Here is an 18,473-nt window from a genome sequence, read left to right as displayed (position 1 = left end):
CGTTCTCGGGCCAGGCCTTCGTGTTCCGCGGGCGCCAGGGCCACCTGATCAAGGTGCTGTGGTGGGACGGCCAGGGCCTGTGCCTGTTCGCCAAGCGCCTGGAGAAGGGCCGCTTCGTCTGGCCGTCCACCGCCGGTGCCGCCGCCGCGCTGACGCCGGCCCAGCTCGCCATGTTGCTGGAGGGGATCGACTGGCGCACGCCGCTGCGCACCGACCGGCCGATGATCGCGGGCTGAGAGCGGCAGACTACCGAGGGAGCCGCGTCCGTGGTCAGGGCCGGTAGCGACGGCTCCTGGCAAGGGCTAAGCTGTTGGCATGGCTCTCGATCCTGCCACGCTGCCCGACGACGTCGACGCGCTCAAGCGGCTGATCGTCAGCCTGACGCGCGAGGCCGTCCACGCCAGCACCCTGATCGAGAAGCTACGCGGCGAGCTCGCCCGGTTGAAGCGGGCGCGGTTCGGCACCTCGTCCGAGAAGTTCGGCCCGCGCCTTGAGCAGCTCGAACTGGCCATCGAGGCGCTGGAGGTCGACGAGGCCGAGCGCCTGGCCGGCACGCCGGTCGTCGCCGAGGCGAGGGAGGCCGCCCGACTCAGGCCGGCCCGGCGGGACCTGCCGGCGCACCTGCCGCGCGAGAGCGTGGTCCACGCCGGTCCCTGCGCTTGCCCGGCCTGCGGCGGGAGCTTGCGCCGGATCGGCGAGGACGTCACCGAGAGCCTCGACTACGTGCCGGGCCGGTTCAAGGTCGTGCGCCACGTGCGCGAGGCGTTCGCCTGCCGTGCCTGCGAGCAGGTGGTTCAGGCGCCCGCTCCCCACCATGCGGTTCCCCGCGGGCGGGCTGGTCCCGGGCTCCTGGCCCACATCGCGGTGGCGAAGTTCGACGACCATCTTCCGCTATATCGCCAGGCCGAGATCTACGCGCGCGACGGCGTCGAACTGGCGACCTCGACGCTCTCGGGCTGGCTCGGCGCGACTGCGGCCACGCTGCAGCCGCTGACCGACCTTCTGCGCCGGGAGGTGATCACTGGCTCGGACGTCCTGCACGGCGACGATACGCCGATCCCGGTGCTGGCGCCCGGCACGGGCAAGACGAGCATCGGACGGCTGTGGACCTATGTGCGGGATGAGCGTCCCCACGGCGGCGTGCGCCCGCCGGCGGCCGTGTTCTTCGCCTCGCCCGACCGTCGAGGCGAGCGCCCGCTCGCCCACCTGGCGGCCTTCTCCGGCGTGCTGGTGGCCGACGGCTATGCCGGCTTCAACGGGCTGTACGAGGCCGGGCGTGTGGGCGGTGCCCTGACCGAGGCAGCGTGCTGGGCGCATGTACGCCGCAAGATCTTCGAGGTGCACGCCGCGACGAGCTCGGCCCTCGCGGCGGAGGCGCTGGAGCGGATTGGGGCGCTCTACGGGATCGAGCGCGACCTGCACGGCAAGCCGCCCGACCTCCGTCACCGCGAGCGACAGGTGCGCTCGAAGCCGCTGGCCGAGGCGCTGAAGGTCTGGGCCGAGACGAGCCTGACCCAGGTGCCGGGCCGGTCCGAACTGGCCAAGGCGTTGCGCTACATGCTGGCACGCTGGCCGGCGCTCATGCGCGCCTTCGACGACGGGCGTCTCGCCCTCGACAACAACGCGGCCGAGCGGGCTCTGCGCAGCGTGGCGGTCGGGCGCAAGAACTACCTCTTTGCCGGATCCGCCTTGGGCGCTGAGCGCGCGGCAGCGTTCTACACGCTGATTGAGACGGCGAAGATGAACGGGCTCGATCCCGAGAGCTACTTGCGCGATGTGCTCACGCGCATCGCCGATCACCCGGCCAAGCGCCTGTCCGATCTGCTGCCTTGGAACTGGACGCCGACCGACTGGACCCAGCAGGCTGCTTGACCAGTTGCTCCGTCACCGAGCGCTTACTGGCGAGATTGGCCGCGGGGCTTAGGGATCCCGCGGTGTCAAGGATGATGAGGTCGAAACCGCGCCGCTCGAGTGCGGCGAGGATCTTCGGCAACTGCTCGACGCGTTCGAGCCCGAGATGATCGACGGCCGGATCGTCAACCTCGCGCCGGGCGGCCCATGCGGCGAGCGAGCCCTGCGGGTCGAGGTCCAGGGCGGCCACGCGTCGTCCGGCCTGTTGGGCGGCGACAGCCAGATTGACTGCGGTGGTAGTTTTGCCGGTACCGCCCTTCTGTCCGGCGATGGCGACCGTGTCCATCAGCGTCGCCCTCCGCAAGAGGGGGCTATGGCATCAAGGCGCCATGGCGTTTCGGCGTCGCGGTGCCATGGCCTTATGGCATCGCGACGCCATCCCATCGAAGCGCCCCAGCGCCTCGGCATCGCAGCGCCAGAACGCCGTGACGCTACGGCGTTACGATGCTTCGCTCGACGATTCCCGTTTTCTGCGAAAATTCGGCAGCGCGGCTCCTGCCTGCCAAGGATATGATGCGATCTCTTCATCTCAGTCTCCGATCCCGCGACCACCTCGTCCGCCTCGCCCGTTCCGCGAGGACGTGAGGCTTGGCCGGACGCCTTCGTCCTTGCTCATCGCCGCCCCCTTCACGCCCTTGACTGCCCAGGCAGGCACGCTCGGCGGCGGTGTCTCGGTCGAGGAGGCGGGAGGAGGTGCCACGCGCACCGCAGTTCGGCTTGCATCGACGGCGCGCTCGGATGCCGCGAGAAGAGAAGGTTCTGACCGGGGCTGATCCTTCATGGCAGGCAGATCATCATGCTGATCCGAAGCGATTGGCGGCCCGGCCGCGACGTGCTCCCGGATGAGGCTTGGGATCTCGGATTGCGGCTCGGCCCCGCAATCCTGGACCGGATCCAATTCTGATGGATGCAAAGTGGGATTGAGTGAACGTGGCCCTGGTGAACCAGCTCGGACGGAAGCTATTGCCTCGACCTCGGCCGGGGCGGTTGCGCCTGCCGGTGGAAGCAGCTCGCGAGACTCTGATCCAGCGTTGGCTTGGACTGTTTGGGGATCCGCCGCGTGTACCGCCGCTTGAGCCACGCTACGCTCGTCCGGAGGCGACGCGACTGGAGCGGGTTTCGGTGCAGCTGTAGGGGGCGGCGGCGGTGACCGAGAACTGGAGACCTCTGCCTTTGTCCCGATAAGTTCGGGAGCGGCCGGTGTTGCGCCTACCGGCGTCGCTGGCCGATCCGATTTCGGACCGGGGCTGTGTGCCGCCGAGGTTGGTTGCCCGACCGCAGTGTTAGTCGAACCCGTCGCCGGGAGCTGTGACGCAACACTCGCGGCGACTGGCGGCCGCTCGGCCGGACTCGAGGTGGTTGCGGGAGTGGGCGGATGGATCAGAGGCGCACCATTCGACGTGCGCCTATATGCGAGGCCGGAAGCGAGCTCGTGGTAAGGCCGAAGCTGCGACGTTCCCAGACCGCCCAAGACCGCGGGAAAGCCCCCCACGCTCGGAGAGGTCGCTCGAAAGCTGCGACGCGCGGCATCGTCTAACTCACGGCCACGCTGTTTAGCCGCCTGGCTTACGGCATTCGCCCAGGATGACGTAGGTGAGGCTTCCGCCCCTCCAGGGGATTGGGCTGGCGTGTCAAGCGTCGCCGGGACCACAATCGGCGACCGTCCGAGCGAGATCGCAGGGCGTGAGAGCTTCGCGACGGCAGCGTCGTTCCTCCCCGGCTCGACGGCTGTAACTCGATCCCAAAGCGCTACAGCGCTTCGATCGAGGCTTGCTCGAACTTGGTCGCGGAACGTTGAAGCCGGCACTGCTTCGATCGGCAGAACGTACCCAGTCGGACGCTCGACAACTGCATCTGCGTCGCCACCGCCGACCCGAGCCGGACTGCGGGATGCGACGTCAGTGGCCTGAACTCGATCGGCCGCTCCCACATAATGGAGAAGCTCGGCACGCTTCAGCCCAAGTTGCCGACGCAGTTCTACGATCTGCGCGTCGTAGGCTGCGGCCAGACGCTCGTGCCCTTGTTCGAGCCGGTCAAAGAACTCGACCAGTTCGCTCCGGCGGGAGAATCCGAAGCTATGACCTTCCCGGACGGCTGGATCGGTCACCCCCGAGTGTAATGGAGCGGCCTTCGCGGTCTCTCGTTTGCCTTGCGCCTCGTTTGTCGCCAACAAGAGGCGCGGCCGTGAGATCGTCCGCCCGAAGACCAACCGGGCGAGATCGCGCGCGAGTTCCAGCTGACCGATTTCCATGATGAGTTCGAGGCCACGCCTCGTCAGTGCCCGCACATGGTCGGCCGGGCCTTCGATCGTGCCGTAGGCTACAGGTGTCTGTCGCCCGACCTGCATGATCTCGGCCTGGCGACCATTCGCCAGCATCAGGCTGATCGTGATCCCGGTCGCAGCCGCCCGCTCCGTAAGGATGAGGTCAGCCTCGGTGTCCCACTGCTGGCGGGCGAGGTCAGCGCCCGCCGCCGTCAGCCCGCCTTTGCGTTCCTTATTATATTGGCGCGCGGGGATGTGCTTGCCCGGCGTCCGGTCGATGCCGAGCTCTTTGTAGCTCCTCAGATCGACCCGCTTCCCCAGTCCAACCTCGGCTAGAACCGCGTTACAGCACGTACCCCAGTCCGTTCGCAGATCCTTGATCCAAGCGCGCTCGTGACAATCACGATCTTTGCGTTGTCGATGGGGACGCTCGAGAACCGTGGTGCGGTTTGCGCGCCGCTTGGTTCGCGTGATCGCGAAGTCCCAGGTGGGCGCGCCCGTATCCGGGTGCGGAATACGCCGAGCCGGACGGTCGTAGTAAACGATGTGGCAGTGGAAGTTTCGCTGATCGTTGTTGGCATCGGGCGCATGCACGACGGCCCAAAAGGGAAAGCCGCGCTGCTTGAGCTTTTCCGTGAATGCGCAAACGATGGCGTGGCGCGCGTGGCCATCCAGTTCAAACGGAAGCTCTGCGATGATCCGAGTCTGTGTGCGACCGCCACGACCTGGCGCAATGTCGATAGGCGCATGTTCTCCGACCGTCTCCGCCCATCGCCAGAATGCGAAGGCATCCTGCGTCGACAGCTTCAGCTTCAGGGGGGCTGTACGCCTCGCACCCGCCTCTCGTAGTACGGCCTGAACAACCGGTGGCGCCTCATCGATCGCCGCGAGAGCCTGGGTCCACCAACTAGGGTTCTCGCCTGGCTTGACCGTGACACGGTCGCCGGCCGGAGAGCGCTCAGTCGACTCAACGACCTCCCAAAAATGCGCGCGCTGCTCGGCCGTATCCCCGAGAGTACCGAACGAAGAGAGCGTAGTGCCGCCGTGCCGGTCTGCCTCGACCGCGCCCGCCCGCTCAACATAAGCCTGCTGCTCAGCTCCGCCTCGTCCGCCGACGCTACCGCCGATTGCTCGCGGGAGGCGTTCGGCGGCGCCCGGTCGATCAATATACTCCTGATGCGCGCAAGCGTACGATTTGCTCATGCGCCGCCCCGTCTTGGCAGCCCGGATCATCTTCAAGATCGGCGAGGTCTTGGAGATCGCGGTCTGGGACAAGTGGCAGGTCACCGCACCACTCGGCGAGATCGGGCGCTCACGGCTCTCGCGTGTGGCGAAGCGGATTCCCGGCTGCGCGTAGAGCCGATATGCGAGTTCGCGGTCGCGCTCGGTCTGAAGAGTACCAAGACCGTTCGCGGTGCCGCATAGGCGCGTGATTGCCTCGCGCACGAAGCAGTGCGTGCCGGTGATATTGGGCATTGGTGGTGGCCGCCTGAGAAGCAACGCCAAATGTTCAAGGCCAAGCTTAGGCAGGTGCGCTCGATTCGAGCAAGTGGAGTTGGTTTCGGCGCGAATCGAGGCCAGAAATTTAATCAGGCTCTAGGCGACGGCTGCGATTCATTAAGCATCGAACCCTCCAAAGACCGCTCCGGGACGCTTAAAAGGGGGGTGCGTTGTTCTGCCGCATCCTGAGCGTTTGCCTGACCTCAGATCGAATTTGGCAGCTCGTTAACTTCTGTTCGGCCGCCGCCAAACGGCCTCTGCAGAGACGCTCGTTCGATCTCGTAATGCGGGGATGGCCGACGTTCGGCTCTTCGCAAGACGCCTTACTCAGTCTGTTCCATTTGGGAAATCGAAGCCGGCTCGCAGGAGTCGCCTAATTTGGAGCTGCCGCCGGGCTGCTCCGGATTAGGGGAGCTGAGCCCTGTTCCGGTGCGCCTCGGACACGCGAGGCGCACCGGAACGTCTTTTTGGGATCGTCCTTCCCGGGAACGCTGTCCTTCCGGGGTCCTGGTCGGGCTTTGGTTCGCGCGCCCGAGCGAACGGCAAAGCCCGGCCGCCGCCCGTCGGGGCGGCCGTCTCCCGGGGTTCCCTTCCGGGGTTTTAACGGCTGTTCAGGCTACCCGCCGTGGCTGCCCAGCGGGCCGATCCGGAGCACGTGCGGTCCGGCATGAGGCTTGACCGTTCGCTCGTCATCTTGTCGCCTTCACGCATGAGGCGATCGATGAGGTTGGAGACCCGTGGAACCCCTGTCGTACACCCAGATGATCGGGACGGCGTTCGCGGCCGTTCGAATCGAGCTCGGCTTGAGATCACGCACGCGTCAGCCCGACGACCCTTACCCATGGGGCCAGCAGAAGGTCGGCGCTCGCCTGGCCGCACTGAAAAAGGGTATCGCGGGTACGAACGCGAAGGGCGAGGCCCTTATTCGGGAGTTCCTCGAGCGTTCTCAGGTCCTGATGCACAAGCAGATCTCCTACGCGGTCGATCGCGCCGAGGTCGAGACCTTTACGGCAATCATGAACGGGGAGCGTGCTCGCCGCGCGGGTCGCAGGATGCGATCGGCGCAATCCGTAGGTTCGGCGGAGCATCTTTCGCTATCCGGATGCCATTCCGAATGGGGAGCCTGGGACGATCCGGACCCTGAGGAGGACCCTTGGGAACAGGACGACTATGACAGCCCCGACGACGTTCCCAGTCTTGCTGCCATCATGGATGGCACCGACGAGCTGGACGAGGAGGAACCTCGGTTGGATCTGCGGGGGCTGTACGCGCTGGTCGCCGCATCAACGCCCGGTTGGCTGGATGTCGACGCGCCGCCGCCCTGCGTCAGTGCGCGGTTCCCGCTGTGCGGGATGCGCATTGGTGACCAATGGGAGCTAAGCCCTCTCAATATCGGTGAGCTCATGCCGGTGCTCCCGGAGATCGGCGACATCCCTTCGTCTGCGCTGCCAGCCGCTGAGGATGAAGTGCTGACTTGGCTCTTGTCCGATGGGGGAGCTGGCTACCGAGAGCCGATCCAGCAGGCGATCTGGCGCGAGCAGGCGCGACGCCACGTCTGGCCCGATCTCCTCGAATTGTATGGATTGGTTCTGGCAATAGCGCCGGGCGGCCCGGGCGGAACGACGACGCTTGAGGAGGCTGAGGTGAAATTTGCTTACTACAAAGACTGGTGTCGCTTTCCCATTGACCCCGTTTTGCATCCGGTCTGGGAAGAACTCGTCATGCTCCTTCCAGGGCGTCCTTGGCTCGCGTCGGGCGCCGGGCTGCAAGCGGTACCCAAAGGCGACGGCAGCGACGCCTCCGCCTACGAGGACGACGTTCACTACGGCGCGCGGTCGACCTGAGGCAGATGGGCTCGCCGAGCCTCTGTGGCGGCTCCGGTGCAGTGATAGCATCGGAGCCGAGCCGACCATCGGTCCACTGGATACATACCTCGGGCCGATCCGACCCCGACGACAGGTGATAATTCGACGTCCGGCCATCCAGCCGTACAAGTGGAGATCCCTGAGGCCGACCTCTACGACATGCCCAGAAACGCTAGCGATGGCTACACTGTCTAAAAGGATGACGACGAAGTCGAGGGTTGAGGCGAGCTAAATTCATTATGACATCGCACGCTGCGCTGCCGCGGCGCGCGAGGATGTTGATGACTGCCATCGGACGAAAATCAAACTCCCTACAATTTTGAGTGAGCCTCCCTGGTCCCGGCATTATGAGCTTCGAAAAGGAAAATCCCTTGCAGCACATAACCGCTGATTCAGAATGGCAGACGAAGCTTCTTCGCGCGGTGCGCTCGCCTGAGGAATATCGGATCTATAAGGCAGCCCTTGAATGGGACCTGACCGATCCGATCGTGATTGAGTCACGCAAGGACGTGAAGTCGGAAGCGCAGTGGCGTGACCGGGTCGAGCCGTTCCATCATCAAGTCAGCAACCTGATTACTTTCTGTCGCCGCCTGCCTGTAACGCTGCTCGCGGACGATGTTGGGCTCGGCAAGACGATTAGTGCGGGCTTAGTGATGAGTGAGCTCATCGCGCGTTCACGGCTGTCGCGGTCCCTGATCGTCTGCCCCAAACTCCTTGGACCACAGTGGAAGGAGGAACTGGAAACGAAGTTCGATATTCCGGCCGAGGTCGCAACGGGCCGTGACCTGCTGAGCGCGAACCCGGACGGCGTCGGCGCGATCATCACAACGTACAATTCAGCGCGACTTTACTTGGAGAAACTTCCTGCCGATCGCTTCGAGCTGCTGATCCTCGACGAGGCACACAAGCTACGAAATCTCTACGGTACACCGGAGCCGCCCAAAGTGGCGCAGGTCATTCGGAGTTCCTTAGCGGCGCGGCGGTTCCGGTTCGTGCTGATGCTGACAGCCACGCCGATCCAGAATCGGCTTTGGGACCTCTATTCGCTAGTCGATCTGCTCACCGTGGCGAGAGGACACGAGAACCCGTTCGGCAACGAAGGCCAGTTTGCCCGGCGCTTCATCGCAGGTGACCGAGAGCAGGCACGCCAGCTGAAGCCGGAGGCGGCCGAGGCGTTCCGGTCGATCGTCTATGGTTACATGTCTCGGGTGCGTCGCGGCGACGCCAAGCTCCATTTCCCCGACCGCAAAGTGCAGCTGCACCGGGTGCAGCCGACACCAGCCGAGCTCGAACTGATCGCAATCGTCGCCAAGGGTATCGAGAAGCTCAATCGTCTGGCGCAGATCGGCATCCTCCAGGCGCTGACAAGTAGCCCGCACGCGCTCAGCGCCCAGCTCGATAACATGGAGCGCAACGGCACGATTGGGCCCGATTTCGCGGGCGCGGTGCGGTCAGTCGTGCGGGGCATGACGACGAGCGCGAAGCTAGATGGCCTCGGACGACTGATCACCCAATTGAAACACGAGAATCCGGACAGCTGGCGGCTCGTCGTCTTCACGGGACGGCGGGAGACTCAGACCACCATCCAGGAGTTTCTGGAGGGACACGGCCTGACGGTGGGGATTATCAACGGCACGTCTGGTGCGCGCAACCAGGAGACAATCGGACGCTTCCGCGCCAATCCGCCCGGCTACCGCGTCATCGTTTCGACCGAGGCTGGGTCAGAGGGCGTGAACCTGCAGGTCGCCAATGTGCTGGTGAACTACGACCTACCCTGGAACCCGATGATCGTGGAACAACGCATCGGCCGGGTACAACGGCTTGCATCCCAGCACGCCCATGTCAGCATTCTGAATGTCACGCTGCAGGGGACTTTCGAGGAGTACATTGTCGGGCGGCTCATGGAGAAGCTGCAAATGTCGACGAGCGCCATAGGCGACATCGAATCTCTGCTGGAAGGCTCCGTGGGGGGCGAGGATGGCGCCGCGGGCTTCGAAGAACGGATCCGCGAACTTGTGGTGGCAGCGCTCAAGGGCGCGGACGTCAAAGCAAGCGTGGCAATGGCCGAGCAGAGCATCGCGGCGGCTAAGCAGGCGCTCCTAGAGGAAGAAAAACGCATCGATGCGATGCTCGGGGACACGGATGGCCAGGGCTATGTCGGGCCGCAGGCACCAAGCCTGCCGCCGCAGACGCGCTCGATGGAGTACCAGCCCTTTGCTCTTGGCGCTCTGGGCCAGCTCGGCGCGCGGGTCACGCCGTTGGCCAACCGTCTGTTCGCGGTTGAGGATGAGGGCGGCCAGGAAGTGATCCGCTTCGAGCGCGACGCGATGAGCGGGACGCGGTCCTCGCTTTACCAGCCGGGGTCGCCTGCCTTCAGCCGGATGGTACAGCGGATGGTGGTCAGCGGCCGCTATGCGGTCCGTGACCTCGACGAGGATCCGCGGCGTGGGGCAGATGCAGCGGCGAGACAATGGGTCGAAAGCTTCGGGGGGACTCTGGTCGGCACGGAAAGCGCGGCCGCGCGCCGCTGGTTCGAAGGGGTTATCCTGGTTCGTGTACGGGCGACCGTTGCGCACGACGCCTACGAGCGGCTGATCGAGGTGCGTTGTGCACCGCGCAATCGGGCAAAGTTCTCATTTACCCGTGATGCTTTAGCTCCGCTCCCTCTGGTTCTCGATGCAGCCTCCGATGCGTTGGGGCTTAGCATCGACCAAGTCATGGAGGCGGCCCGTCAGGACCCGGGCATCGCGGAGTTCACGCGCTTCTACCTGGAACGGCGCGGACAGGAGATGGCCTCGGCGGGCCAGGATGCCCGAAAGCGTGCCAAGATGGAGGAGGATTTTACACCGCGCCTGTCGTTCGTGCTGGCAGGCGCGGAAGGCGCTGTTCTCCGGGACGTGCAGCTGCGGGTCAGCTACCGGGTCGGCGACGGCGGCTATGCAGATGAGCTGACGATCGTCCCCTCCTCTAGCCACATTTTAGCGGCGCCGGCACTGGTATCATGCGGCCCTAATCAGCAGGCCTTACCGGAGACCTGCCTCGATGCATGCGCGATCAGCGGGAAGCGGGAACTGCGGCATCGCTTGGTGGTGTCGGAACTTAATGGACGTCGGGCGCTGCCTGAGTTCGTGGTCCGGTGTGCGCTGACAAATCGCTGCCTCCTGACCGATGAGGTCGAGCGGTCGGCCATGACTGGCAAACTCGTAGGACGTGACCATCTCAAAACATCAGCAGTCAGCGGCAAGCATGCAGAGGCCAACTATTTCGGGCGCTGCGTCTTCTCGGGCGACGAAGCGTTGCGAAGCGAGCTCCGGACGAGTGATCTGTCAGGCAAGCTGTTCCGAGAGGATCGGGCCGCGTCGTCGGCCGTATCCGGGCGCATTGGCCATCAGGACGAATTCGTGGCCTGCCACCAGTCGCAAGCCCTCCTCGCCCCGAGCGAGGGCGAACGGTGCGGGGTGACGGGACATCTGGTTCGTCCCGGTATCCTGGAGTCCTGCGCAGCCACGGGAACTCGCGCCCTTCCATCGGAGCTTGACCGTTGCGTCGTTACGGGACACCGGGCGTTAAAGCGTCTCCTCGTGCCGAGTAGCGTTTCTGGAGCGCTGATGCTGGAGGAGAAAGCCGTGCGGGCCGCGCATGGAGTATATTGTCTACCTGCTGAAGCCCAAACGTGTGGCTGGAGTGGACAATCTGTGCACCCAGAGGATGTTAGGATCTGTGCGCTTACCGGAATCGGGATCCTCTACACGTTCGCAACGAATGCTGCTCCACCGCGTCTTGCGCCACTGGTTGCCCTGCTCGACGGCGTCAACCGTGCCACTGATCGGCAAGATGTGTGGGTCATGGCGGCAGCTCAGGAGGCGGCGGCTCTTCGCAAGGGTAAATGCCGGATCGAAGCCGGTGTCGCGTCACCGAACGGGCTACGTGTCGCCATGGCGTCTGAGGTCCGCACGCTATTAGGCCTGAAATCGCGCCAAGCGGGATTCATCTACGAGCCCTCCACCAACCAGATCCAGGGTCGGGTAGCGCTGGGAAAGCGGGGTACTACCGGCTGGTCCGCAGATGATGTGAATCAGTAGCTGGAAGCGCGCGTGAGTAAGCCAGCCGCGATGGTCCAATTCTAGTTAGGCATTGCAGGCCGGCTTCCGACTCGAAGCCGAACAAGCAACATGCGAATTGCTAACCCCTTGCGGACATTTGACCCGTTTCACCTGAAGATTCGGACAAGGTGGAGAGTGAAATTCTGGGTCGTGGTCGAGAGAAGACGTTCAAGTCGGTAGAAATCGGTCTGATTTGAGTGCACCCCAATCGGACCGTGCCATCCAGTAGGCTGCATCTCGTTCTATCGCTCAGATCGCAGATACAGATTGGCCGGTTTAACGAAGTGTTTTCTGCAGTAACACATTCCGACGCCGCGAGTTAGGCAACGTTTATTGCCGCAAATCCAAAAATTTAGCCGTGCGGTCATGAGGCTTGCTACCTCGTAGCCATACTCGCCTCCAGACACTATTCCACAACTTTCTCGCAAGATGCTACTCGTAAAGTTAGCAGCTCGTCCGATAATCCATCATAGTGTTAGATCGTGCCGTCGCGCGCTCGGCGTGGCCTCGCTGGGATGCGCCATGAGCGTTGCGGATGCATTTCGAAGCTTTCTTGGCAATATCAAGATTACGAACGGCCTGACGATCTCGGCACGTTACGGCGAGATCACGGCTGCGCTGAATAAGAAATTCCGGGACACTGAGTCAAAAATTGCAAACAGTCTGCAGGTCGGCTCCTATGGTCGTCATACGGCCATCAAAGGCGTTTCCGATCTCGACATGCTCTATATCATGCCGGCTAAAACATGGAATGACTATAAGGACGGCGGTCAGTATCGGCTTCTCTCTGACTGCGCAGCAGCCATAAAGGCCCGCTATCCTTCCACGACAGTCAAAGTCGATCGCCTCGTGGTACGTGTGCTCTATTCGAACTTCCATATCGAGGTTCAGCCTGTTTTCGAGCAGAGTGATAACTCTTACAAATATCCAGATAGCTACAAGGATGGAAGTTGGAAAATTACTAAGCCGCGAGATGAGCTCAAGGCTATGATGGAATTCAACGCCCAGAAGAATGACAACCTTCGTCGGCTGGCTCGGATGGCACGCGCTTGGAAAAATAAGCATGGCGTTGCGATGGGCGGGTTGCTGATAGACACTCTCGCCTACAACTTTCTAAAGCAGATGGGGTGGATGGCTCCCGCTCCGACTGACGGCATCTCGATGCCAAGATGTGGTTGCTGTCAAAGCAGCAGCCACGCTCATGCAGGAGCCATCCCCATGGAGATCACCACCGTCGGCATCGATCTGGCCAAAAGCATCTTTCAGGTTCACGCCGTCGATGCAGTTGGGCACGTCGTCGTGCGCAAGGCCTTGAGGCGGGCGCAGGTCGTGCCGTTCTTCGCCAAGCTGCCGCGCTGCCTGGTCGGCATGGAGGCGTGCGGCACGGCGCACCACTGGGCCCGGGAGCTCATGAGCCTCGGCCACGACGTGCGGCTGATGCCGCCGGCTTACGTGAAGCCGTACGTCAAGCGCGGCAAAACCGATGCGAACGATGCCGCAGCCATCTGTGAGGCGGTGACGCGCCCGAGCATGCGGTTCGTGCCGGTGAAGTCGACCGACCAGCAGGCGGCGCTGGCGCTGCACCGGACGCGCGATCTGCTGGTCAAGCAACGCACGCAGTTGGTGAACATGATCCGCGGCCTGCTCGCCGAGTTCGGGATCGAGATGGCGCGGGGCTTGCGGCACGCGCTCGAACTGGCGGCCCGGCTCTCGGCCGGAGACGCGGCCGAGGTGCCGCCGCTCGCCCAGCGCGTGGTGACCGGGCTGGCCGACCAGATCGGTGCCGTGCAGATCCAGCTCACCCGGCTGGAGAAGGAGTTGCTGGCCTGGCATCGGGACAGCGACCTGTCGCAGCGGCTTGCGACGATCCCGGGTGTCGGCATCGTCTCGGCGACCGCGCTGGCCGCCTCGGTGAGCGAGCCCGAGCGCTTCCGCTCCGGTCGGCAGTTCGCCGCCTCGTTAGGGCTGACGCCGCTTCAGAACTGCAGCGGCGGCAAGGAGCGCCTGGGCCGGATCTCACGCATGGGCGACCGCTACCTGCGTCGCCTGCTCGTGGTCGGCATGACCTCTCTGATCCGGCGCGCGAAGGCGACGCCGACCTCGGTCGACCCGCGGCTGCCGGCACTGCTGCAGCGCAAGCCGGTGCGCGTGGTGACCGTTGCGGCGGCCAATCGCACGGCGCGGGTCGCCTGGGCGATCATGACCCGCGGCGGCACCTACCGCGCACCCCTGGCCGCGGCCGCCTGACAGCACGGCAAGGAGACTTTTCCAGGTTGCGAGGACGATGAGAGTTGATGGCGAACCGGTCAGCCCGGGAGCCGGGACACCCCGCCGCTAGTCCAGGGCGTGATAGCCCGCAAAGCAGAGTGGGACCCAGCTCGCGGATACCATCAGGGCCAGCGGTCACATGAACGACTGCATCAACAGGCCGGACACAAGACTGCACCCGACCAACGCGTCAGAAGCTCAATTCGCCGCTTGCAATGCGGGAGCCATCCACACAAGACTGACGCTTACGACGGAAAGAGCTACCTATATTACGACTGGATGAGCCGAGATTTCTTTGCATTTCTCAAGGATCAGCCGAAGCAAGATTATTACGCCGCACTGGGGAGCGGCCAGCGTGTCAAGGTAAAGAAGGATTTTCGCAGAAAGGCAGGGAAGGCGTACGATCTTTGCTTGAAAGCGATCGAGGCGGAAACACAGGATTACCGCAACGACCGCTGGCGCAAAGTTTTCGGATCGAACTTCCCGCCCAGACCCGTTGCAACCACGGCTGCGGACTCGGCTTTCGAGTCCGCTCTCAAGTCTGGGGGCTACGAGGCTCGAAACACCGAACGCTTTATCGAGGACATGTACCCAATCGATATCCGCTTCGATATCGAACTGGAGTGCGAGGTGAAGCAGGATGGCTTTCGCCCATCCCTCCTACGCAGCTTGCTTGCCGCGAGCCGCGTTCTCCAGGCGAAGAAGGACTTGAAATTCTTCGTCACTGATACCGACGTACCTCCGCCTTTCACGTTGCTGTGGAAGGTGCTCAATAGAGGTCCCACGGCCGTGAGACGTGATTGTATCCGAGGCGAGATCGTACCGGATGACGGCCGTCTGGAGAAGATAGAAAGGACCAACTTTCGGGGCGACCATATTGTAGAATGCTACGCCGTGAAAGACGGCGTCGTCGTCGCCAAAGATCGCATTCACGTTCCCATAACCGAGTAGGATATCCGGTGGACAGAGCTGGTCTTCTTAAGGCGATAGCCAACACCGGCTACAACGTAGGGTTCGGCGCGAAGAAGCATTTTGCAACCTTCGATCTTGTCGAGAAAGTGCCGGGTTGGATCGGCTTCATATCAAGCGCGGTCGGAATATTTGCGCTGGTTTGGGAGCCCCTCTCCGCAAAGGTACCCTCAGCGTGCTTGGCCGTGCTTGGACTGTGCAACGTCTATATCGCAGCCTATCGAAGTAAAGAATATGATGAGGTTGGCCGGAAGCTGACCCAAATTTACAACCAGCTTCGAGATTTATATTATGAAGTCCAAGGTGGTTCTGACGTGGAGCAAAGCCACGCTCGCCTCGCAGAACTCGAGAGCAGTTTCTATGCTGCATCAATCAGCAAGCAGATACTCTTTTCCGATTGGTTCACACACTACAAGTTTTTCGCACAGCAAGAGAGAGCATGGATTAACGAGCAGCGAAAATTTACTTGGAAGGATATGGTGCCTCTTTCGCTGAGAATCGCTCTTGTAATTTTTTCTTTGGCTCTGCCTGCCGGGTTGTACCTCTTGGCGCACAAATAGTCACGTCGCTTTCTTCACTTAATTCGGGCAGTTCGGTTGGAATCTTATTGTCCACCGTGATCTACAATCTATTCTATATACTGTCAGAGGCCATTCGAAACGGACTTTCTCAAGTAAGCTATTCATAGAGAGCCGGCGCTGTGGAATGCCCCGAGGTGGACGTCGTGAGGGTCCGTATCAGGTCCAGAGCGGCGGTTCGGCGCCTGCCGACGGAAGGTCGGCTTACGGCGCTTTGCGGATCCGCCGCCGATTTCTACAGGCTGTGGAGCGCTTAAAACCGAGCGTTGACCAGGGTCCAATCCGATGGTCCATTTCCTAGGTCCGATGCCGCTCAAGACGGGTGATCGGGGGCTTAACCCCTTGATGTCGTACCCCTTCGGTTTTGGCTGAGAATCCTGGCGCCCCAGCCACCTTTTCACCTAAACCATTCAGAACGCTCACTTTCTCGCGCAGCCGCCCTGCGGAGTGAGCCGGTTGCTACATTCCGCTGCTACACAGGCCGCCCGCCCGGGCGGCGAGGGAGCGGAGTGAGGTCCATCGCCAACGTCGTCCTCCGGGGACGAATCTTCCACTTTCGACGCCGCGTGCCGGACACGCTCAGACCCAGGTTCCGCCTGAAGGAACTGGTGCGCAGCCTCGCGACCACCGACCTTCGTGCTGCCAAGGCGAGAGCCTGTCGGGTATACCTCGCCTCGGAGAGCCTGTTCACGGCTCTGTGCGCGACGCCGATGCTGACCGACGACCAACTCGCCCGCCTCGTGCAGGACTTCTACGGGACGATCCTCGACGGGGATGGACAAGGACGGCTGACGCACGCAGCGATCCCGCCTGACACGCGGGAGCGGCGCGTCGCCCAGTACGAGACGATGGCGGCACGGGCGCGCGACGCTCTCGCCTGCAACCGGCTGGAAGAGGCGGGCTTCGTCACCGTCGCCATGCTCCGCAAGCAGGGCATCGCGGCAGCTGACCTCGAACCGCGTGCGGTCGCGCAGGCACGGCAGGCGATGCTGCGGGCGGGCATCGACGTCGCCGAAGCGCTCAAGGCCCGTTACGAAGGCGACTTCAACTTCGAGCCCCGCGACCGCCTGCTCAAGATGCAGCTGACGGCACTCGACGAGGCTACGAAAGCACCGCCCACGCAGAACACTGCGGCACCCCCGGCGGCCGAGAAGGAGGCGGTGCCGCCGCACGCCCTCGAGCTGTTTTCCGCAGTCGCCGCCGTATTCCGAAACACGCAGGCCGCCACCAATACCTGGGACAACCAGACCGCGTCCCAAGCGGGGGCGACCTTCCGCCTGTTCGTCGACATCTGCGGAGACCGTCCCCTTGCCACCTACACCCGCAAGGACGCCGGCCACTTCCGCAGCCGCGTGGAACGGCTCCCGAACGACTACGGCAAACACCCCCGCTACCGAAACCTCACGGTGGACGAGATCCTGGCGGCGCACGAGGCGCTGCCCTACAAACAGCGCACATAGCCGATCACGCAGCGGACCGTGAAGCGGCACTTCTCGGCCCTGTCGGCGCTCTGGACGGCCGCGGTCGCGAAAGACGAGGCAGCAGCGAACATCTTCCTGGGCTTCCGCTTCAGCCCGAAACCCCGACCATCCAGGCGGCGCGCTCCGCCTCGTCCGACCGGCCGCACACGCTTCCGAGTTCGGGGATGATCTTGGCGATGTGGTTGGCGAGCTTGGCGAGGGTCTTCGTCGGCCCAATACCGACGCAGATCGGCGGGATGTGCAGCCATCGATGGCCGAACCGCCGGCGCTGCTGCGCCAGCTCGCGCAGCCGCGACCGCACTTCGCCATCATCCGCCGGCCACGACCGATACCGCATACTCGTGCGGTCCGCCCCGATGACAGCACATGCCCGCCGCTCGCTCATCCCCAACGTCGCCTGGAGGCGAGCGACCGCTTGTCGCTTCGCGACAGGCGTCACCACTTTTTGACAGCAGGTCTTTCAACGCCGCATTGTCCAGCATCGTGTCCGCGAGCCGCCGCTTGGGACGGGCGTTCTCCTCTTCGAGAGACCGCGGCCGCTTCGCGTCAGATGCGCCCAGGCCACCGAACTTCGCCTACCCTGCATAGTAGGTCGCGCTCGACATCCCGTGCTTGCGGCAAAGCTCCGTTACCACTGCAGCCGCCTCGGCTTCCTTCGCGATGCCGATGATCTGCTCTTCCGAAAATTGCTTCCGCTTCATTCCGTCCGTCCCGTCAAGGGCCGGTCTCCAGTTCTAGGTGGATGAAGAAACGGGGGTCGCGTCCCTCCTCGACGCGGTCCGTCATTGCCCGCGGGACCTGAACGCAGAATCGTCTTCGTTCGTGCCGGGATAGGGCTCATGCGGAGGGCACCGATCTCAGTCCCGTCGATACGGGAATGGGCGATCGGCGCATTCTGCAATTTCACGACGTCAGTCCAGCTTCGCATCGCAATCGAGTTGTTCGATCGGGATTGCGGGAGAGTGGGACGCTTTAACGCGCGAGCGTCTCGTCAGCAGACGACCGAGGCGGTTTCGCGGCGAGTTTCCCTTCGGGGCATTAGTGCGCTTCACGATCGCGCTGCAATCGCGAAGCGCTCTAAGCCTTTGTCTTGTCGCATTGTCTGCGACGAACCGGTTTGCACTTCGTCGGAAAATGCCCTAGCCGGGCAGCAAGGTCCCGGAGGCGCCGACGACGGCCACCACGAGGCCACAGGCCAGGACACCGATCATCGCATAGGTGATGGTCTTCAGCATCGATGGTCCTTGATTGTCGGGAGTGGACGTTGCGCGCTGACGCGCGCCTGGCGGTGGGCGGCACACGGACTCAACGGTCGACGCGGCGAATGGTTCACCGCACCGCACAAATCGCGACGGCCCGATTGAACTGGGCACGTCGGATGCGGGCCAGGGGTATGCACGTCGTCGCCTCTGCATGGGACGCCGACTCCGTAAGCGCTCGGTGACGGATCCACTGGTCAGGCGGCCTGCTCGGCCTCACTGGTTGGCATCCAGTTCCAAGGCAGCAGATCGGCGAGGCGCCTGGCCGGGTGATCG

The 18,473-nt window shown here is 63.4% G+C and carries 10 protein-coding genes and 2 pseudogenes; 9 read left to right on the top strand and 3 right to left on the bottom strand.

Going from position 1 to position 18,473, the window contains the following annotated elements; all coding sequences use genetic code 11:
• Both tnpB and tnpC read left to right on the top strand, forming a co-directional pair.
• Positions 1 to 236 (top strand): IS66 family insertion sequence element accessory protein TnpB (gene tnpB, locus HPY23_RS31625; protein WP_200649730.1); only part of this gene is annotated, 236 nt, incomplete at its 5' end.
• Positions 237 to 315: 79 nt separating this feature from the next.
• Positions 316 to 1,872 (top strand): IS66 family transposase, encoded by a 1,557-nt coding sequence (tnpC, locus tag HPY23_RS31620; RefSeq protein ID WP_099957521.1) that lies wholly within the window; start codon positions 316 to 318, stop codon positions 1,870 to 1,872.
• On the opposite strand, the gene HPY23_RS31615 is transcribed toward tnpC, so the two are convergent.
• Together HPY23_RS31615 and HPY23_RS31610 are read right to left on the bottom strand one after the other, a co-directional pair.
• Positions 1,781 to 2,197 carry a ParA family protein gene (locus HPY23_RS31615; protein WP_200601628.1) on the bottom strand — a complete coding sequence of 139 codons (417 nt, stop codon included), beginning with the start codon at positions 2,195 to 2,197 and terminating at the stop codon, positions 1,781 to 1,783. The genes tnpC and HPY23_RS31615 overlap by 92 nt on opposite strands.
• 243 nt (positions 2,198 to 2,440) lie before the next feature.
• Positions 2,441 to 5,650: a MobA/MobL family protein gene (locus HPY23_RS31610; RefSeq protein ID WP_099956650.1), complete on the bottom strand. Its 3,210-nt coding sequence runs from the start codon at positions 5,648 to 5,650 to the stop codon at positions 2,441 to 2,443.
• A gap of 761 nt (positions 5,651 to 6,411) precedes the next feature.
• Between HPY23_RS31610 and HPY23_RS31605 the strand changes: the two genes are divergently transcribed.
• From HPY23_RS31605 to HPY23_RS31580, 7 genes and pseudogenes are all read left to right on the top strand, one after another.
• Entirely contained in the window at positions 6,412 to 7,518 is a 1,107-nt protein-coding gene (locus HPY23_RS31605) for a thioredoxin domain-containing protein (RefSeq protein WP_024830196.1), read from the top strand.
• A 368-nt stretch (positions 7,519 to 7,886) separates the two neighbouring features.
• Positions 7,887 to 11,621, top strand: coding sequence for a DEAD/DEAH box helicase (locus tag HPY23_RS31600; protein ID WP_051475892.1), 3,735 nt, complete (start codon positions 7,887 to 7,889; stop codon positions 11,619 to 11,621).
• Positions 11,622 to 12,071: 450 nt separating this feature from the next.
• A pseudogene (locus tag HPY23_RS33430) lies at positions 12,072 to 12,632 on the top strand (SMODS domain-containing nucleotidyltransferase); the annotation flags it as partial.
• A gap of 228 nt (positions 12,633 to 12,860) precedes the next feature.
• Positions 12,861 to 13,889, top strand: a complete 1,029-nt coding sequence (locus tag HPY23_RS33425) for an IS110 family RNA-guided transposase (protein WP_024830198.1) — start codon at positions 12,861 to 12,863, stop codon at positions 13,887 to 13,889.
• Positions 13,890 to 14,189: 300 nt separating this feature from the next.
• The gene (locus HPY23_RS31590) at positions 14,190 to 14,861 is read left to right on the top strand and encodes a nucleotide-binding domain-containing protein (RefSeq protein ID WP_123834322.1); all 672 of its coding nucleotides are present in this window, start codon (positions 14,190 to 14,192) and stop codon (positions 14,859 to 14,861) included.
• An 8-nt stretch (positions 14,862 to 14,869) separates the two neighbouring features.
• Complete coding sequence (locus tag HPY23_RS31585) at positions 14,870 to 15,439, top strand: SLATT domain-containing protein (protein WP_099954284.1); 570 nt, start codon at positions 14,870 to 14,872, stop codon at positions 15,437 to 15,439.
• A 527-nt stretch (positions 15,440 to 15,966) separates the two neighbouring features.
• Positions 15,967 to 16,917 carry a DUF6538 domain-containing protein gene (locus HPY23_RS31580; protein ID WP_413231104.1) on the top strand — a complete coding sequence of 317 codons (951 nt, stop codon included), beginning with the start codon at positions 15,967 to 15,969 and terminating at the stop codon, positions 16,915 to 16,917.
• Positions 16,918 to 17,173: 256 nt separating this feature from the next.
• Here HPY23_RS31580 and HPY23_RS31570 read toward each other — a convergent pair.
• A pseudogene (locus tag HPY23_RS31570) lies at positions 17,174 to 17,639 on the bottom strand (transposase); the annotation flags it as partial.
• Positions 17,640 to 18,473 lie beyond the last annotated feature (834 nt).

This window comes from Methylobacterium ajmalii (assembly GCF_016613415.1).
In the GTDB taxonomy this organism is placed as follows: Bacteria; Pseudomonadota; Alphaproteobacteria; order Rhizobiales; family Beijerinckiaceae; genus Methylobacterium; species Methylobacterium ajmalii.
Note: the sequence above shows the minus strand (reverse complement) of the source record. Positions and strands in the feature narration are given on the sequence as shown.